Origin of the sequence: Micromonospora sp. B11E3 (assembly GCF_039871625.1) — a bacterium.
Taxonomy (GTDB): domain Bacteria; phylum Actinomycetota; class Actinomycetes; order Mycobacteriales; family Micromonosporaceae; genus Micromonospora.
Window position 1 is genome coordinate 35,845 of the sequence record NZ_JBDPMC010000006.1, and the last position, 23,875, is coordinate 59,719.

The following is a 23,875-nucleotide window of genomic DNA, read 5'->3' on the forward strand; positions in this document are numbered from 1 at the left end:
TCGGATCGCCGGCGAGCCGACGCACCCGGGGGCCTGGGAACTCCTCCCGCCGCCGCCCGGCGCTCACCGGACGGGTGGACGGCAATCCACAGGCTGTGGACAGAATCTCCACCGGCTGTGGACAACGCCGGGGACGGACCGATTCTTCCCGGCGGAACCGGCTCGTTCCGCCGGGCGTCCCGAGGCGTCCGCACCAGGCCGGGCGGCACGGGGATTCCGAGGCGTCCGCACCGGGCCGGCCCGCACGGGGGCCCGAGGCGTCCGCGCCGACCGGGCGGCACCGCGCCCGAAAGACGGCGACGCCGGCCCGGAGGCATGCTCCGGGCCGGCGTCCGTGTCGCCCGTGTCGGGTCTGTCCCCCGGATCCCCCTACGCGCCCATCAGGAGGCGGGCGGAGGCCCGGGACAACGGTCGTCGGTCAGCGACCGGCCTTCGAGTGGTACTCGTCGACGATCTCCTGGGGAATCCGGCCCCGGTCGGAAATCTCCCGACCCTCCTTCTTGGCCCACTCACGGATCGCCTTGTTCTGCTCACGGTCGGCGGTGGCGCCGCCCCGACCGCGCGCGGCCCGGCCACCCACCACCACGCCGCCCCGGCCCACCTTGGTGCCGGCGCCGACGTACGGCGCGAAAACGTCACGCAATTTCTCGGCGTTCACACTCGAGAGGTCGATCTCGTACTGAACACCGTCGAGCGCGAACTTGACGGTCTCGTCAGCGTCCCCACCGTCCAGGTCATCGACCAGCTTGTGAATGATCTGCTTGGCCACGTCCCACATTCCTTTCGAGCAGGGTGTACCTGCAACAATCTGAGAGCACAATAACCCGCCCGACGCTTGTCGCGTCAATAGGACGCGGTATCCGCCACCCCCAAGGCGCCCCCGCCTACTCGGGGCGGACCAAGGGGAAGAGGATGGTTTCCCGAATTCCGAGGCCCGTGAGGGCCATCAAGAGCCGGTCGATTCCCATTCCCATGCCCCCCGACGGCGGCATTCCGTACTCGATGGCCCGGAGAAAGTCCTCGTCCAGCCGCATGGCCTCGTCGTCGCCGCGGGCGGCCAGCTGCGCCTGGGCGACCAGCCGCTCGCGCTGCACCACCGGGTCGACCAGCTCCGAGTACGCGGTGCCCAGCTCGAATCCGAGCACGTAGAGGTCCCACTTCTCGGCCAGGCCCGGCTCGCTGCGGTGGCCGCGGGTCAGCGGGCTGGTCTCCTCCGGGTAGTCCCGGACGAACGTGGGCTCCCGCAGCCCCGGCACGACCAGTTCCTCGAACAGCTCCTCGGCCAGCTTGCCCGGCCCCCACTTGGGGTCCACGGACAGCCCGACCTTGTCGGCGTACTCGACCAGGCGGGCGCGCTCCGTGCGGACGGTGACCTCTTCGCCGAGCGCCTCGGAAAGCACACCGAAGAGCGTGACCGACCGCCACTGGCCGCCCAGATCGAGCTCCCGGCCATCCGCGTGCGTCACCACGGTCGACCCGGCGACGGCGATCGCGGCCTGCTGCACGAGATTACGGGTGAGCACCGCCATGGTGTCGTAGTCCGCGTACGCCTGGTACGCCTCGAGCATCGCGAACTCGGGCGAGTGCGAAGAGTCGATGCCCTCATTACGGAAGTTGCGGTTGATCTCGAAGACCCGGTCGACGCCGCCGACGACGGCGCGCTTGAGAAACAGTTCCGGCGCGATTCGCAGATACAGATCGGTGTCCAGCGCATTGCTGTGGGTCACGAATGGCCGGGCGGCGGCACCACCGTGGAGCAACTGGAGCATCGGGGTCTCCACCTCGATGAAGCCCTCGCCGTGCATGGTCTCGCGCAGGGAGCGCACGGCCGTCGCCCGGGTGCGTACCATCTGCCGCGCCTGGGGCCGGACGACAAGGTCGACGTACCGCTGGCGGACCCGGGCCTCCTCGCTGAGCGGCTTGTGCGCCACGGGCAGCGGGCGCAGCGCCTTGGCCGTCACCGCCCACTCCTCGACCAGCACCGACAGCTCCCCCCGGCGGCTGGTGATCACCTCGCCGGTCACCCCGACGTGGTCGCCCAGGTCGACCAGGCGCTTCCAGTCCTCCAGGCGCTCCGCGCCCACCCGGTCCAGCGAGAGCATCGCCTGCAGCTCCGTGCCGTCGCCGTCCCGCAGCGTCGCGAAGCACAGCTTGCCGGTGTTCCGTACGAAGATCACCCGGCCGGTGGTGGCGGCCCGGTCGCCCGTGGCCGTGTCCGTGGGCAGCTCCGCGTACTTCTCGCGGATCTGCGCCAGAGTGCTGGTCCGGGGATATCCCACGGGGTACGGCTCGACGCCCTCGGCGAGCATCCGGTCCCGCTTCTCCCGGCGGACCTTCATCTGCTCGGGAAGGTCGTCGGCGGGGTCGACTGGCACGGCGTTCTGCTCGGTCACGGCACGCTTCCTCAGCTAAGGATTCTCGGCGGGGTCAGCCCCCGAGCGTACTCAAGCCGCCCGCGGGCCGTTACGGGATAACCTGCCCCCCATGACGCACCCCACTCAGGCGCTCTCGTTCGGCGCGGCGGCGGCCGAATACGACCGGTTCCGCCCGCGGTACCCGGAGGCCGCGGTGCGCTGGGCGCTCGACGGGCTGGGCGCGCCCGCCCGCGTGGTCGACCTCGGCGCGGGCACGGGCATCCTCACCCGCGCCGTGCTCGCCGCCGGGCACGAGGTGGTACCGGTGGAGCCCGACCCCGGGATGCGGGCCCAGCTCGCCGCCGCGACCCCCGGCGTGGCCGCGCTCGCGGGCAGCGCCGAGTCCGTGCCGCTGCCGGACGGCGCCGCGGACGCGGTGCTGGTGGGCCAGGCCTACCACTGGTTCGACAGGGAACGGGCGCATCCCGAAATCGCGCGGCTGCTGCGCCCCGGCGGGACGTTCGCCCCGATCTGGAACACCCGGGACGAGCGGGTCGGCTGGGTGGCCGAGCTGGGCCGCATCGCCCACCTCGGCGACAACGCGGGCGACGTGACCGAGAAGTACGGCGACTTCGGCCCGGCCTTCGAGACGGCGGAACTGGGCGAGTTCCGGCACGCCACCACCCTCACCCCCGACGAGGTGATCGGCATGCTGCACACCCGCTCGTACTGGCTGACCGCGTCGACCGACGCGCAGAAGGAGATCGACCGCCGCCTTCAAGACCTCTTCGCCACCCATCCGGACCTGGCCGGACGGGACACGGTCGGACTCCCCTACCGCACCTTCGTGTTCAGATCCCGACGGCGCTGAACCACGAACGGTTTCCGGGCAGCCCGGCCGGCGCAGGGATCAAGCCTGACCGCCCGGAGCCGGCCGGGCTGCCCGGAAACCCCGCGCGAGGCACCGGAGCGAAGCATCAGACGTTGCGCTCGTAGACCATCCGCAGCCCGATCAGCGTGATCATCGGCTCGTGGTGGGTGATTGAGCGGCACTCGCCGATGACCAGCGAGGCCAGCCCGCCGGTCGCGATCACCGCCTTCACCTCGCCCAGCTCCTCGGTCATCCGCTCGACGATCCGGTCGACCTGCCCCGCGAAGCCGAAGTACAGGCCGGACTGGAGGCACTCGACGGTGTTCTTGCCGATCACCGAGCGCGGCTTGGCCGCCTCCACCTTCCGCAGCTGGGCGGCGCGGGCCGCGAGGGCGTCGAAGGAGATCTCGATGCCCGGGGCGAACGCCCCGCCCAGGAACTCGCCCCGGCCGCTGATCACGTCGAAGTTCGTGGTGGTGCCGAAGTCGACGACGATCGACGGGCCGCCGAAGAGGTTGTAGGCCGCCAGGGTGTTCACCACCCGGTCCGCGCCCACCTCCTTCGGATTGTCGATCGCGAGCTGCACGCCCGTCCGCACCCCCGGCTCGACGATCACGCTCGGCAGGTCGGCGTAGTACCGGGCCAGCATCGTACGCAGCGAGCGCAGCGCGGCCGGCACCGTCGAGCAGGCGGCCACCCCGGTGATCTCCACGGCGTCACCGGCGAGCAGCCCCCGGAACATCAGACCCAGCTCGTCCGCAGTGGAGCGGGCGTCGGTCTTGATCCGCCAGGAGTGCACCAGCTTGCCGCCGTCGAAGGTCGCCAGCACGGTGTTGGTGTTTCCGATGTCGATGCACAGCAGCACGCACGCAGCCTAGACGCCGCGCAACCCCTACTCCGTGCGCAGGTCCAACGCGATGTCCAGGATCGGCGAGGAGTGGGTCAACGCCCCCACCGACAGGTAGTCCACCCCGGTCGCCGCGTACGCCGCCGCCACGTCCAGGGTGAGCCCGCCGGTCGCCTCCAGCTCGGCCCGGTCCCCCACCGCGGCGACCACCGACTCCAGCGTGGCCGGGGACATGTTGTCCAGCAGCAGGAAGTCCGCGCCGGCCTCGACCGCCTCCAGCGCCTCGGCCAGCGTGTCCACCTCCACCTGCACCGGCACGTCGGGGAACGCCTCCCGGACCCGGCGGTACGCCGCCGCGACGCCCCCGGCCGCGAACTTGTGGTTGTCCTTGATCATGGCGACGTCGTGCAGGCCCATCCGCTTGTTCGTGCCGCCGCCGGCCCGGACCGCGTACTTCTCCAGCGCCCGCAGCCCCGGGGTGGTCTTGCGGGTGTCCAGCACCATCGCCTTCGTGCCGGCCAGCGCGTCCGCCCAGGCCCGGGTGTGGGTGGCCACCCCCGACATCCGGCACAGCAGGTTCAGCGCCGTCCGCTCGGCGGTGAGCAGCAGCCGGGTCGGCCCGGTGACCGTGGCCAGCACGTCGCCGCGGGCCACCCGCTGGCCGTCGTGGGCCACCAGGGACACCTCGACCGCCGGACCGGTCGCCGCGTCGGCCGGGCCGGCCGCCGGCTGGAACCCGCCCGCGCTCACGTCGACCGCGTCCGCCTGCGCCGCGCTCACGTGGACCGCGTCCGCCTGCGTCGCACCCACGTCGGCCGCGTCCGCGTACGCGCCGCCGGGGCCGGCCGGAAAGCCGGTCACCTCGCCGACCAGCTCGAACACCGCCGCGGCGACGGCCAGCCCGGCCACCACCCCGTCGGCGCGGGCCACCAGGTCCGCGGTGTCGGTCTGGCTGGCCGGGATGGTTGCCACGCTGGTGACGTCGAGGAAGTCCGGGCCCAGGTCCTCCGCGAGCGCCGTGACGATCACCCGTCGCACCTGCACCGGGTCGAGCCCACCGGCCCGCAACGCCTGCTCCGTCGACTGCCTCATGACGACTCCTCTGTAGTTCGCGACTGCGGGGCTCGCAAAACCGGCTCACTCCTCGCGCTCACGATGCCTCCCAGCGGGACGTCAGCCTGCCCTGCGCCCCGATCGCACCGACGGTATGACCCAGCCACCGCTCGTCTGCCGTCGGGAAGTCCTCCCGCCAGTGGCAGCCCCGGGTCTCCCGGCGGGTGTACGCGGCGGCGACCAGCGCCGACGCCACGGTGACCAGGTTCGTCGCCTCCCAGTCCGCGGTACGCGGGGCGCCCCGGCCCTCGCCCAGCTCGCCGAGGGTCCGCGCGGTGGCGGCGAGCGTGTCCGCCGACCGGAGCACCCCGGCGCCCCGGGTCATCGCCCGTTGCAGGGCGGGCGTGCCCCCGGCCGGCACGACCCAGCCCGCCCCGCCGACCCAGGCGCCGGTCGCCGCGGGACGGGCCTGCTCGGGCAGCCCGGTGGCCACGTCCTCGGCGATCCGGCGGGAGAAGACCAGCCCCTCCAGCAGCGAGTTGCTGGCCAGCCGGTTCGCGCCGTGGACGCCGGTGCAGGCCACCTCGCCGCAGGCGTACAGGCCGGGGATGGAGGTGCGTCCGCGCAGGTCCGTACGTACTCCGCCGGAGGCGTAGTGGGCGGCCGGGGCCACCGGGATCAGGTCGGCGGCCGGGTCCACGCCGATGGCGAGGCAGGAGGCGACGATGGTCGGGAAGCGCCCGGCCAGGTAGTCCCCGCCGAGGTGCCGGGCGTCGAGGTACACGTGGTCCGCGCCGGTCGCCAGCAGCACCCGGTGGATGCCCTTGGCCACCACGTCCCGGGGGGCCAGCTCGGCCAGCTCGTGCTGGCCGACCATGAACCGCTTGCCGTCCCCGTCGACCAGGTACGCCCCCTCGCCGCGCAACGCCTCGGAGACCAGCGGCTGCTGCGCCCGGCCGGCCCCGGGCACGCCCGCGCCCGGCGGGGTGATCAGGGCGGTCGGGTGGAACTGGACGAACTCCACGTCGGTGACGTCCGCGCCGGCCCGCATGGCCAGGGCCACCCCGTCGCCGGTGGAGACCGCCGGGTTGGTGGTGGCGGAGAAGATCTGGCCCATCCCGCCGGTGGCGAGCACCACGGCGCGGGCGAGGATCGCGCCGACCCCGTCCTCGCTGCCCTCGCCGAGCATGTGCAGGGTGATCCCGCAGGCCGGGCCGAGCCCGCCCGGGCCGTCGCCGGGGGCGCGCAGCAGGTCCAGCACGAGGGCGTGCTCGACCAGGCGGATCCACGGGTCGCGGCGGACGGCCGCGTGCAGGGCCCGCTGCACCTCCGCGCCGGTGGCGTCGCCGCCCGCGTGCACGATGCGGTCCGCCCGGTGCCCGCCCTCCCGGGTGAGCATGAGCGAACCGTCCGGGTTGCGGTCGAATTCCGCGCCGATCCGCATCAGCTCGCGCAGCCGGGCCGGGCCCTCCTCCACCAGCACCCGGACCGCCGCCGGGTCGCACAGGCCGACGCCGGCCACCTCCGTGTCGTACGCGTGCGCGGCGGGCGTGTCGGCCGAGTCGAGCACCGCGGCGATGCCGCCCTGCGCCCAGCGGGTCGAGCCGTCGTCGATGTTGACCTTGGTGACCACGGTGACGTGCAGGCCGGTCTCGCGCAGGTGCAGCGCGGCCGTCAACCCGGCCACCCCGGAGCCGACCACGACCACGTCCGTCGTCTCCACCCAGCCGGGCGCGGGCGCGGCCAGCAGCGACGGCAGGGCGGGCAGGTCGACTGTCGGAACGTCCATGAGCACAGTCAACCCGAAGCTTCCTCACTCCGCGCGGCGGGGGGCGGGACGAGTGGTTTGGGCTACGGGACGCGACCAGGGTCACTTCGTCCGGACGGGGAGCCCCGCCGGACCGGCGCCCCGGAGCGAGACGGTGACCGTGCGGTCGCTGAGCCACAGGTAGCAGCGGACGCCCCGGTCGCCCACCCGCCAGCGGCCGGCCCCCGGCGGGCGGACCACCACGCCACTGCGGAAGCGCAGGTCGTCGTCGTCCGGCACCCCGACGTAGCGGGCGAGGACCGAACGGCAGCCGGCGTAGAACGGAACCCAGTCGGCGTCCCGGGCCGGGTACGGCTTGTCCGGCGCCTTCCACACCCCGACGAACTCGGCGTCGTGCCGGGTCCCGCACGCCACCGGCACCAGCGCCTGCGGCCCCCGACGGGCGGCGGACCGGGTCTGCTGGCAGCCCAGCCGCAGCGCGGAGGTGGGCGCCTTCAGGGCGTCCCGCAGGCTGCCGGTGCGGGTCACCACCTTGGCTCCCGCCTCGACCGTGTCGACCTCGACCAGGTCGCAGCGGTACCAGCGGGCGCCGGACGCCCACCCCACCTGCGACGGCAACGCCACGGCCAGCCGCAGCCGGCCGGCCCGCCAGTCGTCCCCGAGGTAACCGGCGGCCTGCGCGTCGCAGTCGGCGAACGCGGAGCGCAGCTCCACGGAGTCGGCGGCGGGCGGCCCGCCCCTGCCGGCCCGGAAGACCCCCACGTGCACGGTCTCCACCCGGTGCGCCACGGCGCACTCCACCGGCTGGTACGCCGCCAGGGCGACCACCTCGGTGAAGTCGGCGACCTGGCACACCCCGGCGGCCGGGACGAACGGCCCGGCGGGTGCGAGGGCCGCCCAGTCGTCGGTCAGGTCGCCGTCGATCCCCGCGGCGGCGCCGCATCCGGCCAGCGTCACCGCCGCGACCAGGGCCGCGGCCAAAGCGGTCATCGCACGGCGCATCGGGCCTCCCCAGCCACCAGCTCACACGGCGACCCAAGGGTAACCAGAGACGACCTTCCGGTGACAGACCGCGCAGGCGGGCGGAAATCCGCCCGCCGGGGCGGCGCCCGGCCGACGCCCGCGGTTCAACGCCCGCAGCGTACGGCCGGACTCGCCGCTGCCCGGGTCAGCCGACGACGGCGAGCGGGCTCGGGGTCGGGTCGCCCGCCGTGCCGGGGGCGACCGCGGCCGGGTCGGCGCCCAGCTCGACCACCCGGTTGTCGGCGTCGACGTGCACCACCCGGGGCCGGTACGTCCGCGCCTCCGCGTCGTCCATCTGCCCGTACGAGATGAGGATGACCAGGTCGCCCGGGTGCACGAGGTGGGCGGCGGCACCGTTGATGCCGATCACACCGCTGCCCCGCTCGCCGGGGATCACGTACGTCTCCAGCCGGGCCCCGTTGGTGATGTCCACGATCGCCACCTGCTCCCCGGGGAGCAGGTCGGCGGCGTCGAGCAGGTCCTGGTCGACGGTCACCGAGCCGACGTAGTGCAGGTCTGCCTGGGTCACGGTGGCACGGTGGATCTTGGACTTGAGCATGGTGCGGTACATGGGGCGCCTTCCGGGGAAAGGGGAGGTCAGGAACGCGGGGCGAGCCGGATCGCCGCGTTGTCGATGAGCCGCGTGTTGCCGACCCAGGCCGCGACCAGCAGCCGGGCCGGACCGGAGACCGGGCCGGGCTCCAGGTCGGGGTCGGTCAGCACGAGATAGTCGAGTTCAGCGCCGGGCGCGCCCGCGCCGAACGCCCGGTGGGCGGCGGCCAGCACCTCGCCGGCGTCCAGCCCCCGGTCGGCGGCCTCCCCGCCGGCCCGCAGCGCGGCCGACAGGCTCAGCGCCGCCTCCCGCTCGTCGGGCGAGAGGTAGCGGTTGCGGCTGGACAGGGCCAGCCCGTCCGGCTCCCGGACCGTCGGCACACCGACCACCCGCACCGGCACGTCGAGGTCCCGGGCCATCCGCCGCACCAGGGTCAACTGCTGGTAGTCCTTCTCGCCGAAGAAGGCCAGGTCGGGGCGGGTGAGCTGGAACAACTTGAGGACCACGGTCAGCACACCGTGGAAGAAGCCGGGACGACTCTGCCCCTCCAGGTCCTCGCCGAGCAGGCCCGGGTCGACCCGCACCCGGGGCTCGCCGTCCGGGTACATCTCCTCCCGGCCCGGCGCGAAGACGACGTCCGCCCCGGCCCGCCGGCAGATCTCCAGGTCGTCGGCGAGGGTGCGCGGGTACCGGTCGAAGTCCTCGTTCGGGCCGAACTGGAGCGGGTTGACGAAGATCGTGACCAGCACGTGGTCGGCCTGCTCCCGGGCGGCGCGCAGCAGCGCCTCGTGGCCGGCGTGCAGGGCGCCCATGGTCGTCACCACGCCGACCGTGCCGGTCATGCCGGCGCGCGCCTTCGCCAGCTCCTCACGGGTCCGCACCAACTCCGTCACGCTCTACTCACCTCAGTTCGCGACTGCGGGGCTCGCAAAACCGGCTCACTCCTCGCGCTCACGCTCTACTCACCTCTCGGTAGGTCCCACCCAGCACGTCCAGCAACGCCACGGCGTCGCCCGGCCGCAGCCGGCCCGCGGCGATGGCCCGGTCCGCCGTCCGTCTGGCCAACGCCAGGTAGGGGGCCACGGATTCCGGCGCGGTCGCGGCCAGCCGTTCCAGGTGCCGGCGTACGGTGCCCGCGTCGCCCCGGGAGACCGGGCCGGTCAGCGCGTCGTCGCCGAGCCGCAGGGCGTTCTCCAGCGCCGCCCGCAGCAACGGGGCGAGCACCTTCTCCGGCTGGGTCACCCCGGCGTCGCGCAGCCGGTCGGCCGCCTCGTTCACCAGGGTGACCAGGTGGTTCGCGCCGTGCGCCAGCGCCGCGTGGTACAGCGGGCGGTCGGTCTCGCCCACCCACTCGGGCACCCCGCCGAGGTCGGCGACCAGCCGGGCGGCGAGCGGACGCAGCTCCGCCGGGGCGGTCACCCCGTACGAGATGCCGGCGAGCCGGCCGAGGTCGTCCGGCGTACCGGTGAAGGTCATCGCCGGGTGCAGGGCCAGCGGACGGGCGCCGACGGCGGCGGCCGGGGCGAGGACACCCAGCCCGTGCGCGCCGGAGGTGTGCGCGACGACCTGGCCGGGCCGCAGCGCGCCGGCCTCGGCGAGACCGGCCACCACCCCGGCGAGCGCGTCGTCGGGCACGGCGATCAGCAGCAGGTCGACGGCCGCCCGGGCCACCTCGGCGGCGGAGCGGTTGCGGGCGTCGGGAAGCAGCAGGGCGAGGCGGGCCGTGGAGGCCCCGGAGCCGCCGGAGGCGGCGACCACCCGGTGGCCGGCGGCGGTGAGCGCGGCGCCCAGCACGGCGCCGACCCGGCCGGCGCCGACGACGCCGGCGGTGAGCACGCGGGGAAGGATGATCGGGGCGCCGGTGCCGGCGCCGCCCGACCGTGCGGCGGCCCCGAACGGGGCGGCCGGACGCGGGCGCAGAGGTGCGCTCATGGCGACGATCCAGTCCTCTAGGGGGTACCGGTCGATGGCAAGTATGCGCCGCGGCCACGGAGCCCGAACAAGGATGTGTGAAAACCTTCACCAGTGGTGCGACCGGGCCGCCGCGACGACGCGCGGCGGCCCGGTCGGGGGGTCAGGACGCCGGGCGCAGGAAGCCGGCGTCGAGGAACTTGAAGTTGGTGTCGGGGCGGGCCTCGCCGTCCTCGCCCGGGGTCTCCGGCGTGTTCCGGCCGTCGTGCACCACGAGCAGGCCGGTCGGGCGCCCGGCGGCCCGGTCGTACGTGTAGAAGGTGTCGTCGCCCTGGCTGGAGACGACGAGGGTGCCGCTGGACGCACCCGTCCGGTAGATCGTCAGCCCCTCCACGTCCTGGGCGATCCGGCCGCCGAACCCGGGATCGGCCGCGTAGTCGGTGACGCGGTCGTCCTCCCCGGCGTCGAAGACCGCCGGGACGCCGTACTCACGGACCCGCTCGACCGACTCCGGCGCGCCGGCGAACCGGCCGCCGACCAGCAGCGGTACGACCGCCAGGGCGGGGGTGATGAGTCGCTTCATGCCTGCCGAACGTAGGGTCGGCACGGTGCCGGCCCCTGAACAAGGAATGAACTGATGTCGATCGGTTGGCGGGAATCCATGCACCGGGCGCTGTACGGGCCGGGCGGGTTCTTCGTGTCCTCCGGCGGACCTGCCGACCACTTCCGGACGAGCGTGCACGCCTCCCCGGCGTTCGCTTCGGCGCTGTTCCAGCTCGTCCTCCGGGTCGACGCGCTGCTCGGCTTTCCTGCGCGGCTCGATGTCGTGGACGTCGGGGCGGGGTGGGGTGAGCTGCTGCGGGCGCTGGTCGCGCTCGCCGGGGTGGGGGGTTCCGGGGAGCCCGCCCGCTCCGGGCGGTCAGGCTTGATCCCTCCGCGGGCGGGCTCCCCGGAACCCCTGCCGCTCGCCCACCGCCTGCGGCTCACGGCCGTCGAGGTCGCCCCCCGGCCGGTGGACCTGCCGCCGGGCATCGGCTGGGTCGCGGAGGTCCCTGCCGGGATCACCGGGCTGCTGCTGGCCACGGAGTGGCTGGACAACGTGCCCCTCGACGTCGCCGTGCAGGCCGAGGACGGCTGGCGGTACGTGCTGGTCGACCCCGCCACCGGCGAGGAGGCGGTGGGCGACCGGGTGAGCGAGGCTGACGCCGACTGGCTCGCGACCTGGTGGCCTCCCTCCCCCCACAGATCGTTGATCAAGAAGTTTGCGTCTGCCGGAGTCCCGGGACCTGACGCAAACCTCTTGATCGACAGGGCGGCCAGCCGGGCCGAGATCGGGCGGACCCGCGACGAGGCGTGGGCCGGGGCCGTCAGGCAGCTCGACCGGGGACTTGCCCTGGCCGTGGACTACGGGCATCTGAGGGAGGACAGGCCGGTCGGCGGCAGCCTGGCCGGGTACCGGGGCGGGCGGCAGGTGCCACCCGTACCCGACGGGTCCTGCGACGTGACGGCGCACGTCGCCTTCGACGCCGTCGCCGCGGCCGGGGCGGCGGTCGCCGGGTGCGCGTACACCCTGGTGAGCCAGCGGGAGGCGCTGCGGGCGCTCGGGGCGGACGGCGCTCGGCCGCCGCTGAGCCTGGCCGCCTCCGACCCGGCCGGTTACGTGCGGGCGCTGGCCGCCGCGTCGGCGGTGGCCGAGCTGACCGACCCGGCGGGGCTCGGCGGGCACCGGTGGCTGCTGCAACCGGTCGGCGTCGCCGCCGACGCGCTCATGGCACGATGACGGGCGTGACCACGGACGCCAGCGACCTCCGCGAACTGACCGTCGGCACCGGTGCCGGTGGGGAGCAGCTCGGCACCGACATGGTGCTCAACATCGGCCCGCAGCACCCCTCCACGCACGGTGTGCTGCGGCTGCGACTGGTGCTCGACGGGGAGCGCGTGATCAGCGCCGAACCCGTCGTCGGCTACATGCACCGGGGCGCGGAGAAGCTGTTCGAGGTGCGCGACTACCGGCAGATCATCGTGCTCGCCAACCGGCACGACTGGCTGTCGGCGTTCTCCAGCGAGCTGGGCGTGGTGCTCGCGGTGGAGCGGCTGATGGGCATGGAGGTGCCGGAGCGGGCAGTCTGGCTGCGGATGGCGCTGGCCGAGCTGAACCGGGTGCTCAACCACCTGATGTTCCTCGGCTCGTACCCGCTGGAGATCGGCGCGATCACGCCGGTGTTCTATGCGTTCCGGGAGCGGGAGACCATCCAGGCGGTGCTGGAGGAGGCCTCCGGGGGGCGGGTCCACTACATGTACAACCGGGTCGGCGGGCTCAAGGAGGAGGTGCCGGCCGGCTGGACGCGGCGCGCCCGGGCCGCCATCGGCGAGGTACGCCGCCGGATGCCGGACCTGGACAACCTGATCCGGCGCAACGACATCTTCCTCGCCCGTACGGTCGGGGTGGGCGTGCTGTCCGCCGCCGACGCCGCCGCGTTCGGCGCGTCCGGGCCGGTCGCCCGGGCGTCCGGGCTCGACATGGACCTGCGCCGGGACGAGCCGTACCTGGCCTACGACCAGCTCGACGTGCCCGTGGTGACCCGCACCGCCGGGGACTGCCACGCCCGCTTCGAGGTGCTGCTCGACCAGGTGTACGTCTCGCTGGACCTCGCCGAGCGGTGCCTGGAGCGGGTGGACCGGCTCACCGGGCCGGTGAACACCCGGCTGCCGAAGGTGGTGAAGGCCCCGGAGGGGCACACGTACGCCTGGACGGAGAACCCGCTCGGCGTCAACGGCTACTACCTGGTGTCGCGGGGCGAGAAGACCCCGTGGCGGCTCAAGCTGCGCACCGCGTCGTACGCGAACGTGCAGGCCCTGGCCACCCTGCTCCCGGGCTGCCTGGTGCCGGACCTGATCGCCATCCTCGGCTCGATGTTCTTCGTGGTCGGGGACATCGACAAGTAGGCGGGGCGACCCGCTCGGCCCGCCTGCGTGCGGCGGCCTCACCGGTCAGCGCCAGCGGTCGGAGGAGCGGGCTCCCCCGGCGCGCGGCACCTCGTCGCGCGGCGGGTAGCCGTACCGCTCCTCGTCGGCGCGCTGGTGGCGGCTCGGGCGGCCCCGCTCGGGCTCCGCCGCGCGCCACCGCTCCGCCGACCGGGCGTCGTGCTGGGCCGGCTGGCGCCACTCGGTGGGCACCGGCACGCCGCCTGCGGGCAGCGCCGGCGGGGTGGCTTCGGGCAGCTCCGGCCGGTCGGACCAGGATTCGCCGCCCCACCCCGTACGGCCGCCCTCGTCGTGGCGTCCACGGTCCCGGCCCGCACCCGGCTCGTCGTGGCGTCCGCGGGCCGGGCCGGCGTCCGGCTCGTCGTGGCGTCCGCGGGCCGGGCCGGCACCCGGCTCGTCGTGGCGTCCGCGGGCCGGGTCGGCGTCCGGCCAGGAACCGGCCCGGTCCTCGCCGGACCAGTGGCCGGCCTGCTCCCGGCCCGGCCACGGTTCGCCCGGGCCCTGCCAGGAATCGCCCTGCCGGACGGAGGCCCAGCGGTCCTCCACCCGGTACGCCGTCCCGGAGGCGTCCGCGTGCGCCGCGGCCCGGCGCTCGCCGACCCGAACCTCCCGGCCCCGTTCGTCCTCGCGCACCTCGGCCCAGCGGTCCCCGGCCCGCGCCTGCGACCACTGCCCGGACCCGGCGGCCTCCCCGCCCGGGTACGGCCGGGCACGCCCGGCAGCCGGCTCCTCGCCCGGGTACGGCCGCGCCCGTCCAGCAGCCGGCTCCTCGCCCGGGTACGGCCGCGCCCGTCCAGCAGCAGGCTCCTCGCCCGGGTACGGCCGCGCCCGTCCAGCAGCCGGCTCCTCGCCCGGGTACGGCCGGGCGCGCCCGGTGGTGCCGGCGGAGGCCGGCTCGGCCGGCGCACCCCAGGAGCGGTCGGAGCGTCCGGCGTCGGCGGGACCGTCCCGCTGCTCGCCCCAGCCCGGCTCGTCGGTCCGTCCGTGCCTGTCGGGCTGGCCGGAGCGGTCGGGCCAGTCGGCCTGGCCGGGCCAGTCGGGCTCGTCGCGCTGATCGGGCCGGCCCGGCTGGTCGTGCCGGCCGGCCGTCCAGCCGTGCTCCTCGCGGACGTGCTCCTCGCGCCGGCCGGACCAGGCGGGCTCGGGGCGGGCGGGGCGTTCGGGCCAGCGGTCGTCGGGGGACGGCTCGGCGCGGGACCGGTCGTGCGGATCGGCGGCGTAGCCGGCCCAACCGGCCTCGTCCGGCTCCGGCGTCGAGGGGGCGCCCCATGGCCGCTCCTCAGGCGCGGGCGACCAGCGGCCGGCGTACCCGCCGCCGTAGAGGCCCACCTCCGGGTCCGGACCGTCCACCACGGTGTGCCGGGTGGTGACGTGCACGGTCTCGGTGCGCCGGACCACCGGCCGGGGGCCGTGCCCGGCGACCGGCTGGGCGGCACGGGCGTCCGGGTCGGCCGGGCGGGCCGCGCCGTAGACCCCGGGCTGGGCGGAATCGGACCGCCCGTACCGGGGGGCCGGCTGGGGGCGGCGGATCGGTGGCTCGTCGTCCTCGCGGGCCGTCCCGGCCCGGCCGGAGGGCACGTCGTCGACGTCGCGGGAGCGACCCGCGTCGTCGTACCCCTCGGGGGACGGCACCCGGGCGCGGCCCGCGCCGGCCGGCTCCGCCGACGGGGCCGCGGACTCGCCGGCGATCACGGCCGCCGTGGCGTCGAGCCGGCGGCGCAGCGCGACGACCTGCTCCTCGATCCGCTGGGAAGCGTCGAGCGCCTGGTTGCCGCGCTGGGCGGCGGCGACGATCTCCCCGCGCAACTCCCGGCGCACCTGCTCGATCTCGTCGAGCAGTTCGTCCGCGTCGACGGCGCCGCCGCCCCCCGCGCGCAGCGCGATGGACAGGCCGATCAGCACGACGGCGACGATGGCCAGCACGGCGGCGAACCGGAGCGGACCGTTGCCGTCGGCGACCAGCAGGATCAGCGCCGAGACCGGGGCGAACGCCACACCGGTCCAGAAGAGCACGGACAGCAGCCGGGGGTCACGCCTGTCGGGAGCGGAGGCGGGCATGGCTGTGCAGCCTACCGAGAGTTGCGGCCGCTGGAAACGGCGGGCGAACGCCCTGATCAGCGGCGGTCGTCGATTGTCGACCGGCGCGGCGTCAGCTCGCCGCGAGGGCGCCGTCGGACGAGAAGACCAGCCCGACGCTGGCGCTGCCCGTCTTCAGCGCGTTCTTGGTCTGCGGACCACCGGCGTCCAGCGAGCTGAACGAGCCGGCCTTGAAGTCGTAGACCTGGACGAGCCCGGCCTGGCACTTCGGACGCTGCGGGCACTCCGGCGGGCCGGCCAGCACGGTGGCGCTGCCGGAGCACGTGGCGGCCAGCTCGGAGAGCGTGTTCACCCCGTACTTGTCGGCGAAGGCCTTCGTGACGGCGAAGGCGTTCTGGTCCTGCGCGGCCGACGGCGTACCGAAGACGATGCCGGCCTTGTCGCCGGCGGCCTTGAGCGCCGCGACCGTCTTGTCCAGCTCGGGCGAGGAGACCGGCTGCGCGTCCTTGCCGTTGGCCTTGGTGTTGAGGAACTCCGCCATGGTCGCCGCGTACTCCGGGACGACCTGGATCTCGCCCTTCTCCAGGGCCGGCTCGTAGAGCTCCCGGTTGCCGATCTGCTGCACCTTGACCTGGTACCCGGCGGCGGTGAGCGTGATCTTGTACAGCTCGGCCAGCGTCTGGCTCTCGCTGAAGTTGCCGGCGCCGACCACGATCGTGCCGCCGGGACCCTTGGCCACACCCTGCGTGAGGCTGTTGGCCGTGGCGAACTCCTCGGCGGCGACCTTGGACGTCTTGCGGTCGACGTCGACGGCCTTGTTGAGCCCGATCAGCTTCGTGGTGTCCAGCGCCGCGGAGACCTTGTCCAGCGCCGCGAGCAGCTCCGGCTTGGCCACCTTGGCGTTGACCGCCGGGAGGATGTTGTCGGTGTTCTGGAGTTTCTTGTCGTCGGTCAGGACGACCAGTTGGTCGCCCGCCACCGGGGCGCAGCCAGCCCCCGAGGCGGCCTGCTGGGGCGCCTCGGTGCCGGAGGAGCCGGCGTCCCCGCAGCCGGTGAGGACACCCGCCGCGGCGAGGGCGCCGATCGCGCCGATCGCCAGCCGTGTACGTGCGCGCATGGGTCGAGCCCGCCTTCCGTGTCCCGGCGCGACCCCTCCGGGCCGGCCGCGTGTCCGACGGGCGATAGTCCGTTTCAATCGCCCGTGATCTCTCACCCAACATCCTCCAGGAGGGGGCGGACAACTCAAGGCGGCCATTGTCACCAGATCGTCACACCGCCCCGGTACGGGCGGCGTGACGCTCAGCTCCCGGGGACGGCGGCGGCGCGCCGGTTCGCCCGGCGCCGGACCGGGCGCAACGGGCGCGGGGTGACCAGGCGCTCGACCAGGGCGAGGACCAGCTCGACCAGCACCGCCAGCCCGGCCACCAGCACGCCGCCGGCGATGATCTGCCCGCCGCCGGCGGCGATGTCCAGCCCGAAGCCGGCCCGGATGATCTGGCCGAGCCCGCCGCCGTTGACGAACGAGGCCAGCGCGGCCGTCGCCACCACCTGCACGGTCGCGGTGCGGAAGCCGGCGGCCAGGTACGGCACGGCCAGCGGCAGCTCGACCCGGCGTAGCACCTGCCCGCCGGAGAGGCCCATCCCGCGCGCCGCGTCCCGGGCCTCCGGGTCGGCCTGGCGCACCCCCGTGTACGCGTTGGCCAGCAACGGCGGCACCGCGAAGACCGCCAGCGCGACCACCACCGAGGAGCGGCCGAAGCCGAGGAAGGTCAGCGGCAGGATGGTCAGCAGCGCCAGGGTCGGCACGGCGAGGGTGACGTTGGACACCAGCACGACCAGCCCGCCGCCCCGGCCGCTGTGCCCGAGCCACAGGCCGACCGGCCAGGCCACCAGGCAGCCGAGCAGCACGGCGGCGGCCGACATGGCCAGGTGCTCGCCGAGCCGGTCCAGGATGCCGCCCGGGTTGGTCCAGTTCAGCGGGTCGTTGAGCCAGAGCACCGCCTGGCCTACCGGGTTGCTCACCGGACCCTCCCCCGCAGCCAGGGGGTGACCGCCCGACCCAGCCCGGCCAGGAGCAGGTCGAGGGCCAGGGCGAGCAAGACGCAGAGCAGTGTGCCGGTCATGATCTCGGCCTTGTAGAAGTTGTTCTGGAAGCCGGCGAAGATGAGCTGGCCGAGCCCGCCCCGGCCGACCACCACTCCGACCGTCACCAGCGCGACGGTCGACACGGTGGCCAGCCGCAGCCCGGTCAGCACGCCGGGCAGGGCCAGTGGCAGCTCGACCCGCAACAGCTGGCCCCAGCGGCCGTACCCCATCCCCTCGGCGGCCTCCCGAACCTCGGGGGGCACCTGGGCGAGCCCGGCGAGCGCGTTGCGGACGATCACCAGCAGCGCGTACAGCACCACCACGCTGAGCACGGTCAGCGCCCCGATGCCCAGGTACGGCGCGAGGAAGGCGAACAGCGCCAGCGACGGGACCGTGTACAGCACCCCGGTGAGTGCGAGAATCGGGCCGGCGAGCGAGCGGTACCAGTGGGCCGCCACGGCCAGCGGCAGGGCCACCAGCGCGGCGATCAGCACGGCCCGGGCGGTCAGCCAGGCGTGGTCGCGCAGCGCGGCGAGGATCGTGTCAGAGTTGTCCCGCACGTACTGCCAGGAGAACCACGGGTTACCCGGGTCGGCCCGGTAGCTCAGGCGGAAGGACATGCGTGGACGTTACCTTGGAAACTCCAGGCGCCGCCGAACTCGACGGCGCGCATCCGGGTGCGGCGTCGATCACCCTCGAGGGCGTCGGCAAGCGGTACCCGGACGGCACCGAGGCGGTCCGGGAGCTGAGCCTGGAGGTCCGGGCGGGTGAGCTGGTGGTGCTCATCGGCCCGTCCGGCTGCGGCAAGTCGACGGTGCTCCGGATGATCAACCGGCTGGTCGAGCCGAGCGGCGGCCGGATCCTGCTGGGCGACGAGGACGTGACCCGGGTCGACCCCGTCGCGCTGCGCCGCCGGATCGGGTACGTGATCCAGAACGTCGGCCTGTTCCCCCACCAGACCGTCCTCGCCAACGTCGGCACGGTGCCCCGCCTGCTCGGCTGGTCGCGCGACCGGGTCCGCGGCCGCGCGGCGGAACTGCTGGAACTGGTCGGGCTCGACCCGGGGCAGTTCGGCCGGCGCTACCCGCACGAACTGTCGGGCGGGCAGCGGCAGCGGGTCGGGGTGGCCCGGGCGCTCGCCGCCGACCCGGTGGTGCTGCTCATGGACGAACCGTTCTCGGCCGTCGACCCGATCGTGCGGACGCGGCTGCAGGAGGAGTTCCTGCGGCTCCAGGCCGAGGTGCGCAAGACGATCGTGCTGGTCACCCACGACCTGGACGAGGCAGTCCGGCTCGGCGACCGGATCGCCGTGCTCTCCGAGGGCGGCCGGCTGGAGCAGTACGACAGCCCGGCGGCCGTGCTCGGCACGCCCGCGTCGGGGTTCGTCCGGCAGTTCGTGGGCGCGGACCGGGGCATCCGGGCGCTCGCGGTGACCCCGGTCACCGCGGAGGCGCTGGACCCGGTGCCCGCCGACCCGGCCGGGCTGCCGGAGGTCACGCTGGGCTCCTCGGCGTACGACGCGCTGGCCGTGATGCTGACCTCGGGGGCGGACCGCGTGCTGGTCACCGCCGACGGGCGGGCGGCGGGGCTGCTCACCCGGGAACGCGCGCTCGCCCCGGCCCAGCGCCAGGACTGACGACGGTAGGTCTCGGGCCGCCGCGGGGGCGGCGTTCGCCGGGCAGCCGAGCCGCAAGGAAGGGGCGGCCCGTCAGGCCCGGCCCCCGAGGCTGGCCGTGCCGATGATCCAGCCGGAGAGGAAGCCGTAGCCGGCGCCGGTGGCGGCGGCCTGCAACGCGCCGAGCAGCGACGGGTCCGGCCCGAGCAGCGTGCCGAGCAGCGCGGCCAGTCCGGCGGCCAGCACGTACGCGCCCCAGCCGGAGAAGAACTGGCTGAGCGAGCCCTGCACCCGGGCGACCTGCCCGGCGGGCAGTACGTAGAGCAGGGCCGCGGTGAGGATCACCAGCAGGATGGCCCGCAGGTCGGTGGCGAGCACACCCGAGTCGCCGGAGCCGAGCCGCCAGGCGGGCCAGGCGAGCAGCCGCAGGAACCAGCCGCCGGCCGAGTTCGGGTCGGCGGCGTCCTCGGCCCACCCGACGTACAGGGGACTGCCGCAGACGCCGACGAGCACCAGCGCCGCCAACGTGCCGGTGCCGGCCGCGGTCCCGTACCGGCTGACCGCGCCGTTGGTGAAAGCCATGCGACGCCCAGTTCCCGGCGCGGGCCGGCGGGCAAACCTGCGAACCGTCACGGTCGGGGCTCGTCAGCGCTGCATCAGGTAGTCGATGAACTTGGCCCGCAGCAGCGGCGCCGACTCCTCGTAGCCGTGGCCGGTGAGTTCCCGCCACAGCGCCGCCGCCTCGTCGACGGTCGGACCGACCGAGTTCGGCGCGCCGTCCAGCGCGGCGGCCTCGTCGGCGTTCGGCAGGTGCCGCAGGACCGACCAGAAGAACCGGACGTCGTGGCGCTCCCGGGCCAGCGCGAACGCCCGTTCCCGCAACTCCTCGGTGGACAGCGCGTCGAGCTCGTCGAACGTGGTCCCGCCCGGACCGGTGGAAGGTGTCTCGGTCATGTCGCCGAGCCTAACCGGCGAGATCACCACCGGCGCGCCGGACGCGGGCGCGTCGGTCTCAGCGGTCGCCGCCGTCCCAGCGCGGCGGGCGGGTCTCCCACCGGGACGCGTCCCACGGGTCGGTGGGGGTGTCGTCGGGGCGGACGGGCAGGGCGGGCGGCCAGTCGTCGAGCTTCGTCGGCCGGGGCACCGACCAGCCTGAACCGAGGGTGGAGTCGGCGAGGGCCGGGGGCTCCGGGTCGGCGCCCGCCGGCCGGGGCCGCCCGTACGCCTCGGCCAGCCGGGTGACCAGCAGTCCCACGCCGAGTGCGGCGCCGCCGACCGCCCACCGGCTCACCGCCCAGCCCTCGACGTGCGCCCAGGCGAACACGACGCCGACCAGGCTCACCGCGAGCAGGGTGCCGAAGATCCCGCCGCGCCGGCCGTACGCGCTGGTGCCGGCGAGCAGCGCGGTGCCGACGGCCAGCACCGTCCAGTCCAGGCCGTCGCCGGGGCCGACCGTGTCCCTGCCGTTGGTGGCGACGAGGATGCCGGCCAGCGCGGCGAGCACGGTGGACACGACGCAGGCGAGCGTGGTCACCGTCGCCGCCACCGCGCCCCGCCGGCGTGCCGGGTCGGCCACCGGCCGGAACCGGCCGACCAGCCGACGTACCGGCCGGATCGCCCCGAACAGCCCGCCGAGGACCGCCACGGCGGCGAAGCCCGCGAAGAGGTAGAACGCGCTGCCCCGCGGGTCGTACCCGCTCTGCACCAGGACCGGCTCGGAGCGGGGCCCGATGTACACCACGACCCCGGCCGCCCCGGCCAGGCTGGCCGCCCAGCCCGGCACGTGCAGGACGGTCACCGCGAGCCCCAGGGCCAGGCCCCCCACGGCGGCCACCGCGGCGGCCTGGCCGAGCGCCAGCGCCACGCCCCGGTCGCCCTGCTCGGCGCAGTGCAGCGCGGCGGCGACCATCACCGGTCCGATCGCCAGGTTCACCGCGGCGGTCCGCAGGCTCAGCCCGGCGGCCAGGGCGAGCAGCCCCAGCGCCACCACGTCCACCAGCAGAACCCGCAGGCCGGGATCGCCCAGGACGGCCGGGTCCGCCCGCCAGAGCAGCCAGATCAGCACGGCCAGGCCGGCAGCCAGCACCATTTCCCAGGCCACGTGCACGGCCAGCCGGTCCCGCCCAGGCTCGCCGTGGGCCGGGTCGTCGAAGACGTTCTCCAGTACCGCCGCGGGCACCCCCGACGAGGGCTCCACCGGGGCGTGCCGGCCCGGATCGTCGTACCCCATGACGCGCGCCCTCCCCAGGTACGGCCGCGACCGGTCCGCCCGGGGCGGACCGGTCGGGGCCGTTGGTCACCGGTCGCCAGGCACGGTACCCCCGCGCCGCGATCGGCGTAACCCCCGTGATCAACGCTGGCCGGGTCGGCTCTCCCGGTGGTCGGGCTCGCGCTCGTCCTCCGGCCGCTCCGGCACCCGGCAGGACCGCTCCAGCCACAGCGCGGCGGCCACCAGCGCGAGGGAGGCGAGCAGGCTCGCCCCGGCGGCCGGGCGGTCCGTCGCCGCGGCCTGGGTGGGCTCGATAAGCAGCCAGCCGGTCAGCCCGGCGGAGAAGCCGGCGAAGATCGCGCCGGCCAGGGCGGACGCCTTGGCCAGCACCACGAACCGGGCCACCATCAGCGGGTTGACCGGGTCGCGACCCGGCCGGCGCTCGATCCGGCCCCGCGTGTTGACCGCGGCGTACCCCTCGAGCACGGCCAGCACGGCGAGGGTGATCACCGGCAGCCAGGGCAGCCGGGGGAACTCCCGGTACGTGCTGCTGATGAGCAGCCAGGCCACGGCGGCGGCGGCCAGGCCGGCGACGACCAGCGTGGAGATCCGGGTGGGGCCCATCCTGAACCGGTCGGGGTCCGTTCCGCGTGGGGACTGCGCCTGGGTCATGCCGGCCGGCTCCACTGGCTCATGCCGACGACTCTAACGCCAGATCGGGCCGCGGGCTCAGTTCCAGCGCGTCGCCGGCCACCGGTTCGGCGTTCAGCAGATCGGTCAGCCAGCCGTGGCCGGGCAGCCGCCCGTACGGCTGGATGTCGATCCACGGCCGCAGCACGAAGGCCCGTAGGTGGGCCCGGGGGTGCGGCAGGGTCAGCTCGGGGTCGTCGCGGAGCACCGGCTCCCCGGCGTCGTCCCAGACCGCGACGACGTCGACGTCCAGGGTGCGGGGGCCGAACCGGCGGGCCGGGTCGCGCTCGCGTCCGGCCCGGCGTTCGGCGGCCCGGGCCCGCTCCAGCCAGTCCTCGGGCGCCGCCGCCGGGTCCTCGACCAGCGCCACCGCGTTCAGGTACGCGGGCTGGTCGGCGTCGCCCCAGGGCGGGGTCTCGTAGACGCCGGAGACGAGCAGGACGGCGTCGCCGAGCCCGGCCACGGCCGTCCGGAGGTGGGCGTGCCGGTCCCCGAGGTTGCTGCCGAGGGAGAGCAGGGCGCGGGTCACCAGGCGCCCCCGTTCCCGGGGGTCTGCTGCCTGGGGCCGGCCGCGCGCTCGCCGGTCTCGGCCCGGCTGCGGGTCATGGTGACCGCCACGTCGGTGAAGGCGTGCGGGACCGGGGCCTCGGGCTTGTGCACGGTGATCGTCGCGCGTGCCACCCGCGGGTCGGCCAGGCAGACCGCCAGGAGCCGGTCGGCGAGCGTCTCGATGAGGTTGACCGGTTCCCCGGTCACCACCGCCACCAGCCGCTCCGCCAGTTCCCCGTAGTGCACGGTGTCGGTCACCTCGTCGGAGCGGGCGGCCGGCGTGAGGTCCAGTTCGAGGGCGGCGTCGACCACGAACTCCTGGCCCCGCTCGCGCTCGAAGTCGTAGACGCCGTGCCGGCCGTGCGCCCGCAGGCCGGTCAGCGTGATCCGGTCGGTCATCGATTCTGCTCCTTTCCCACCAGCTGGGTGGCGACCAGTCGCGGGCTGCCGCTGGCCCGCCAGACGGCCAGCGCGTCGACGGTGTCGAGGACGTCGTGCACGCGTACCCCCCAGGCGCCCGCCGCCACCGCGAGCAGACTCGTGGCGGCGGTGGCCGCCTCCCGGCCGCCGGCCGGCCGGGGGTGCCCGTCCGCGTCGGCCAGCAGCTGGCCGAGGTACGACTTGCGGCTGGCGGCGAACAGCAGCGGGAAGCCGAGTTCCAGCAGCTCGGGCAGACGCGTGCTGAGCTGCCAGTTGTGCTCGGCGGTCTTGGCGAAGCCGAGGCCGGGGTCGATCACGATCCGGTCGGGGGCCACCCCGGCTGCCAGGGCCGCCTCGACCCGCTGGGCCAGCTCGGCCTTCACGTCGGCGACCACGTCGGTGTAGGTGGCCAGCTCGCGCATCCCGCGCGAATGCCCCCGCCAGTGCATCAGCACCCAGGGGCAGCCGGCGTCGCGGACCACCCGGGCCATGTCCGGGTCGGCCAGGCCGCCGGAGACGTCGTTGACCACGGCGGCACCGGCCGCGAGGGCCGCCTCCGCCACCCGCGCCCGGGTGGTGTCGATGCTGACGGTGACGTCGGCGGCGGCCAGCTCCCGGATCACCGGCAGCACCCGGGCCGCCTCGGTCTCCGCGTCCACCCGGTCCGCGCCGGGACGGGTCGACTCGCCCCCGACGTCGACCAGGTGCGCGCCCTCCGCCCGGAGTCGCACCCCGTGTGCGACGGCCGCGTCGAGATCGGCGTACCGACCGCCGTCGGAGAACGAGTCGGGCGTGACGTTGAGGATGCCCATCACCACCGGGCCCTGCGCCCGTACCAGATCGGTCACGACTGCACCGTACCGGTCCGACGGGCGGCTCTCGGCGGCCCGGTCGCAACGTCCCGC

24 protein-coding genes and 1 pseudogene are annotated in these 23,875 nt (G+C 75.0%); 4 read left to right on the forward strand and 21 right to left on the reverse strand.

Translation table 11 applies throughout. From position 1 onward, the window contains the following. Positions 1 to 418: 418 nt before the first annotated feature. Together ABGB16_RS05090 and lysS are read right to left on the reverse strand one after the other, a co-directional pair. Complete coding sequence (locus ABGB16_RS05090) at positions 419 to 769, reverse strand: Lsr2 family protein (protein WP_347666780.1); 351 nt, start codon at positions 767 to 769, stop codon at positions 419 to 421. Between the two features lie 115 nt (positions 770 to 884). After that, complete coding sequence (gene lysS, locus ABGB16_RS05095) at positions 885 to 2,393, reverse strand: lysine--tRNA ligase (protein ID WP_347666781.1); 1,509 nt, start codon at positions 2,391 to 2,393, stop codon at positions 885 to 887. Positions 2,394 to 2,484: 91 nt separating this feature from the next. On the opposite strand from lysS, the gene ABGB16_RS05100 reads away from it, so the two are divergent. Next, positions 2,485 to 3,225: a class I SAM-dependent methyltransferase gene (locus tag ABGB16_RS05100; RefSeq protein WP_347666782.1), complete on the forward strand. Its 741-nt coding sequence runs from the start codon at positions 2,485 to 2,487 to the stop codon at positions 3,223 to 3,225. A gap of 106 nt (positions 3,226 to 3,331) precedes the next feature. Here the strand turns inward: ABGB16_RS05100 and ABGB16_RS05105 are convergent, their stop codons facing one another. The 8 genes and pseudogenes from ABGB16_RS05105 to ABGB16_RS05140 form a co-directional block, all read right to left on the reverse strand. Continuing rightward, positions 3,332 to 4,090, reverse strand: coding sequence for a type III pantothenate kinase (locus tag ABGB16_RS05105; RefSeq protein ID WP_347666783.1), 759 nt, complete (start codon positions 4,088 to 4,090; stop codon positions 3,332 to 3,334). A 27-nt stretch (positions 4,091 to 4,117) separates the two neighbouring features. Further along, positions 4,118 to 5,056, reverse strand: a pseudogene (nadC, locus tag ABGB16_RS05110) (carboxylating nicotinate-nucleotide diphosphorylase); the annotation flags it as partial. Between the two features lie 166 nt (positions 5,057 to 5,222). Continuing rightward, positions 5,223 to 6,914, reverse strand: coding sequence for an L-aspartate oxidase (locus ABGB16_RS05115; RefSeq protein WP_347666784.1), 1,692 nt, complete (start codon positions 6,912 to 6,914; stop codon positions 5,223 to 5,225). Positions 6,915 to 6,995: 81 nt separating this feature from the next. Next, positions 6,996 to 7,895, reverse strand: a complete 900-nt coding sequence (locus tag ABGB16_RS05120) for a septum formation family protein (protein ID WP_347666785.1) — start codon at positions 7,893 to 7,895, stop codon at positions 6,996 to 6,998. 166 nt (positions 7,896 to 8,061) lie between these two features. Then, positions 8,062 to 8,487 (reverse strand): aspartate 1-decarboxylase, encoded by a 426-nt coding sequence (panD, locus tag ABGB16_RS05125; RefSeq protein WP_347666786.1) that lies wholly within the window; start codon positions 8,485 to 8,487, stop codon positions 8,062 to 8,064. Positions 8,488 to 8,513: 26 nt separating this feature from the next. Next, entirely contained in the window at positions 8,514 to 9,362 is an 849-nt protein-coding gene (gene panC / locus ABGB16_RS05130; RefSeq protein ID WP_347666787.1) for a pantoate--beta-alanine ligase, read from the reverse strand. Between the two features lie 58 nt (positions 9,363 to 9,420). Further along, positions 9,421 to 10,401: a DUF2520 domain-containing protein gene (locus ABGB16_RS05135; protein ID WP_347666788.1), complete on the reverse strand. Its 981-nt coding sequence runs from the start codon at positions 10,399 to 10,401 to the stop codon at positions 9,421 to 9,423. Between the two features lie 142 nt (positions 10,402 to 10,543). After that, complete coding sequence (locus ABGB16_RS05140; RefSeq protein WP_347666789.1) at positions 10,544 to 10,963, reverse strand: phytase; 420 nt, start codon at positions 10,961 to 10,963, stop codon at positions 10,544 to 10,546. Positions 10,964 to 11,017: 54 nt separating this feature from the next. On the opposite strand from ABGB16_RS05140, the gene ABGB16_RS05145 reads away from it, so the two are divergent. Both ABGB16_RS05145 and ABGB16_RS05150 read left to right on the forward strand, forming a co-directional pair. Then, on the forward strand, positions 11,018 to 12,160 hold the full coding sequence (locus ABGB16_RS05145) for an SAM-dependent methyltransferase (protein ID WP_347666790.1): 1,143 nt from the start codon (positions 11,018 to 11,020) through the stop codon (positions 12,158 to 12,160). Next, on the forward strand, positions 12,157 to 13,326 hold the full coding sequence (locus ABGB16_RS05150) for an NADH-quinone oxidoreductase subunit D (protein WP_347666791.1): 1,170 nt from the start codon (positions 12,157 to 12,159) through the stop codon (positions 13,324 to 13,326). Before ABGB16_RS05145 ends, ABGB16_RS05150 begins: the two co-directional genes overlap by 4 nt. 45 nt (positions 13,327 to 13,371) lie before the next feature. Here the strand turns inward: ABGB16_RS05150 and ABGB16_RS05155 are convergent, their stop codons facing one another. The 4 genes from ABGB16_RS05155 to ABGB16_RS05170 all read right to left on the reverse strand — a co-directional run bounded on the left by ABGB16_RS05155 (position 13,372) and on the right by ABGB16_RS05170 (position 18,107). After that, positions 13,372 to 15,423, reverse strand: coding sequence for a hypothetical protein (locus tag ABGB16_RS05155; protein ID WP_347666792.1), 2,052 nt, complete (start codon positions 15,421 to 15,423; stop codon positions 13,372 to 13,374). 91 nt (positions 15,424 to 15,514) lie between these two features. After that, a complete protein-coding gene (locus ABGB16_RS05160) occupies positions 15,515 to 16,657 on the reverse strand; it encodes a glycine betaine ABC transporter substrate-binding protein (RefSeq protein ID WP_347666793.1) in 1,143 nt (380 codons plus the stop codon). A 44-nt stretch (positions 16,658 to 16,701) separates the two neighbouring features. Beyond that, positions 16,702 to 17,424 carry an ABC transporter permease gene (locus ABGB16_RS05165; RefSeq protein ID WP_347666794.1) on the reverse strand — a complete coding sequence of 241 codons (723 nt, stop codon included), beginning with the start codon at positions 17,422 to 17,424 and terminating at the stop codon, positions 16,702 to 16,704. Then, on the reverse strand, positions 17,421 to 18,107 hold the full coding sequence (locus ABGB16_RS05170; RefSeq protein ID WP_347666795.1) for an ABC transporter permease: 687 nt from the start codon (positions 18,105 to 18,107) through the stop codon (positions 17,421 to 17,423). Before ABGB16_RS05170 ends, ABGB16_RS05165 begins: the two co-directional genes overlap by 4 nt. 2 nt (positions 18,108 to 18,109) lie before the next feature. Here ABGB16_RS05170 and ABGB16_RS05175 point away from each other — a divergent pair, with 2 nt between their 5' ends. Beyond that, positions 18,110 to 19,123 carry an ATP-binding cassette domain-containing protein gene (locus tag ABGB16_RS05175; protein ID WP_347666796.1) on the forward strand — a complete coding sequence of 338 codons (1,014 nt, stop codon included), beginning with the start codon at positions 18,110 to 18,112 and terminating at the stop codon, positions 19,121 to 19,123. Positions 19,124 to 19,195: 72 nt separating this feature from the next. On the opposite strand, the gene ABGB16_RS05180 is transcribed toward ABGB16_RS05175, so the two are convergent. The 7 genes from ABGB16_RS05180 to folP form a co-directional block, all read right to left on the reverse strand. Beyond that, entirely contained in the window at positions 19,196 to 19,684 is a 489-nt protein-coding gene (locus tag ABGB16_RS05180) for a hypothetical protein (protein WP_347666797.1), read from the reverse strand. A gap of 63 nt (positions 19,685 to 19,747) precedes the next feature. After that, the gene (locus ABGB16_RS05185) at positions 19,748 to 20,056 is read right to left on the reverse strand and encodes a hypothetical protein (RefSeq protein WP_347666798.1); all 309 of its coding nucleotides are present in this window, start codon (positions 20,054 to 20,056) and stop codon (positions 19,748 to 19,750) included. A 58-nt stretch (positions 20,057 to 20,114) separates the two neighbouring features. Then, positions 20,115 to 21,332 (reverse strand): ABC transporter permease, encoded by a 1,218-nt coding sequence (locus ABGB16_RS05190; protein ID WP_347666799.1) that lies wholly within the window; start codon positions 21,330 to 21,332, stop codon positions 20,115 to 20,117. A gap of 120 nt (positions 21,333 to 21,452) precedes the next feature. After that, positions 21,453 to 21,983 (reverse strand): DUF3180 domain-containing protein, encoded by a 531-nt coding sequence (locus tag ABGB16_RS05195; protein WP_347666800.1) that lies wholly within the window; start codon positions 21,981 to 21,983, stop codon positions 21,453 to 21,455. A gap of 19 nt (positions 21,984 to 22,002) precedes the next feature. Continuing rightward, positions 22,003 to 22,530: a 2-amino-4-hydroxy-6-hydroxymethyldihydropteridine diphosphokinase gene (gene folK / locus ABGB16_RS05200; protein ID WP_347666801.1), complete on the reverse strand. Its 528-nt coding sequence runs from the start codon at positions 22,528 to 22,530 to the stop codon at positions 22,003 to 22,005. Beyond that, the gene (gene folB, locus ABGB16_RS05205) at positions 22,527 to 22,949 is read right to left on the reverse strand and encodes a dihydroneopterin aldolase (protein ID WP_347666802.1); all 423 of its coding nucleotides are present in this window, start codon (positions 22,947 to 22,949) and stop codon (positions 22,527 to 22,529) included. The genes folK and folB overlap by 4 nt, the downstream gene beginning before the upstream one ends. Further along, complete coding sequence (gene folP, locus ABGB16_RS05210) at positions 22,946 to 23,818, reverse strand: dihydropteroate synthase (protein WP_347666803.1); 873 nt, start codon at positions 23,816 to 23,818, stop codon at positions 22,946 to 22,948. The genes folB and folP overlap by 4 nt, the downstream gene beginning before the upstream one ends. Positions 23,819 to 23,875 lie beyond the last annotated feature (57 nt).

What these genes read in the sequence shown, in the direction of transcription:
- ABGB16_RS05100 (WP_347666782.1), top strand. Translation starts at nt 2,485, where the DNA reads ATGACGCACCCCACTCAGGCGCTCTCGTTCGGCGCGGCGGCGGCCGAA.
- ABGB16_RS05115 (WP_347666784.1), bottom strand. Translation starts at nt 6,914, where the DNA reads ATGGACGTTCCGACAGTCGACCTGCCCGCCCTGCCGTCGCTGCTGGCC.
- ABGB16_RS05120 (WP_347666785.1), bottom strand. Translation starts at nt 7,895, where the DNA reads ATGCGCCGTGCGATGACCGCTTTGGCCGCGGCCCTGGTCGCGGCGGTG.
- panD (WP_347666786.1), bottom strand. Translation starts at nt 8,487, where the DNA reads ATGTACCGCACCATGCTCAAGTCCAAGATCCACCGTGCCACCGTGACC.
- ABGB16_RS05135 (WP_347666788.1), bottom strand. Translation starts at nt 10,401, where the DNA reads ATGAGCGCACCTCTGCGCCCGCGTCCGGCCGCCCCGTTCGGGGCCGCC.
- ABGB16_RS05140 (WP_347666789.1), bottom strand. Translation starts at nt 10,963, where the DNA reads ATGAAGCGACTCATCACCCCCGCCCTGGCGGTCGTACCGCTGCTGGTC.
- ABGB16_RS05145 (WP_347666790.1), top strand. Translation starts at nt 11,018, where the DNA reads ATGTCGATCGGTTGGCGGGAATCCATGCACCGGGCGCTGTACGGGCCG.
- ABGB16_RS05150 (WP_347666791.1), top strand. Translation starts at nt 12,157, where the DNA reads ATGACGGGCGTGACCACGGACGCCAGCGACCTCCGCGAACTGACCGTC.
- ABGB16_RS05155 (WP_347666792.1), bottom strand. Translation starts at nt 15,423, where the DNA reads ATGCCCGCCTCCGCTCCCGACAGGCGTGACCCCCGGCTGCTGTCCGTG.
- ABGB16_RS05160 (WP_347666793.1), bottom strand. Translation starts at nt 16,657, where the DNA reads ATGGCCGCCTTGAGTTGTCCGCCCCCTCCTGGAGGATGTTGGGTGAGA.
- ABGB16_RS05170 (WP_347666795.1), bottom strand. Translation starts at nt 18,107, where the DNA reads ATGTCCTTCCGCCTGAGCTACCGGGCCGACCCGGGTAACCCGTGGTTC.
- ABGB16_RS05180 (WP_347666797.1), bottom strand. Translation starts at nt 19,684, where the DNA reads ATGGCTTTCACCAACGGCGCGGTCAGCCGGTACGGGACCGCGGCCGGC.
- ABGB16_RS05185 (WP_347666798.1), bottom strand. Translation starts at nt 20,056, where the DNA reads ATGACCGAGACACCTTCCACCGGTCCGGGCGGGACCACGTTCGACGAG.
- ABGB16_RS05190 (WP_347666799.1), bottom strand. Translation starts at nt 21,332, where the DNA reads ATGGGGTACGACGATCCGGGCCGGCACGCCCCGGTGGAGCCCTCGTCG.
- ABGB16_RS05195 (WP_347666800.1), bottom strand. Translation starts at nt 21,983, where the DNA reads ATGACCCAGGCGCAGTCCCCACGCGGAACGGACCCCGACCGGTTCAGG.
- folB (WP_347666802.1), bottom strand. Translation starts at nt 22,949, where the DNA reads ATGACCGACCGGATCACGCTGACCGGCCTGCGGGCGCACGGCCGGCAC.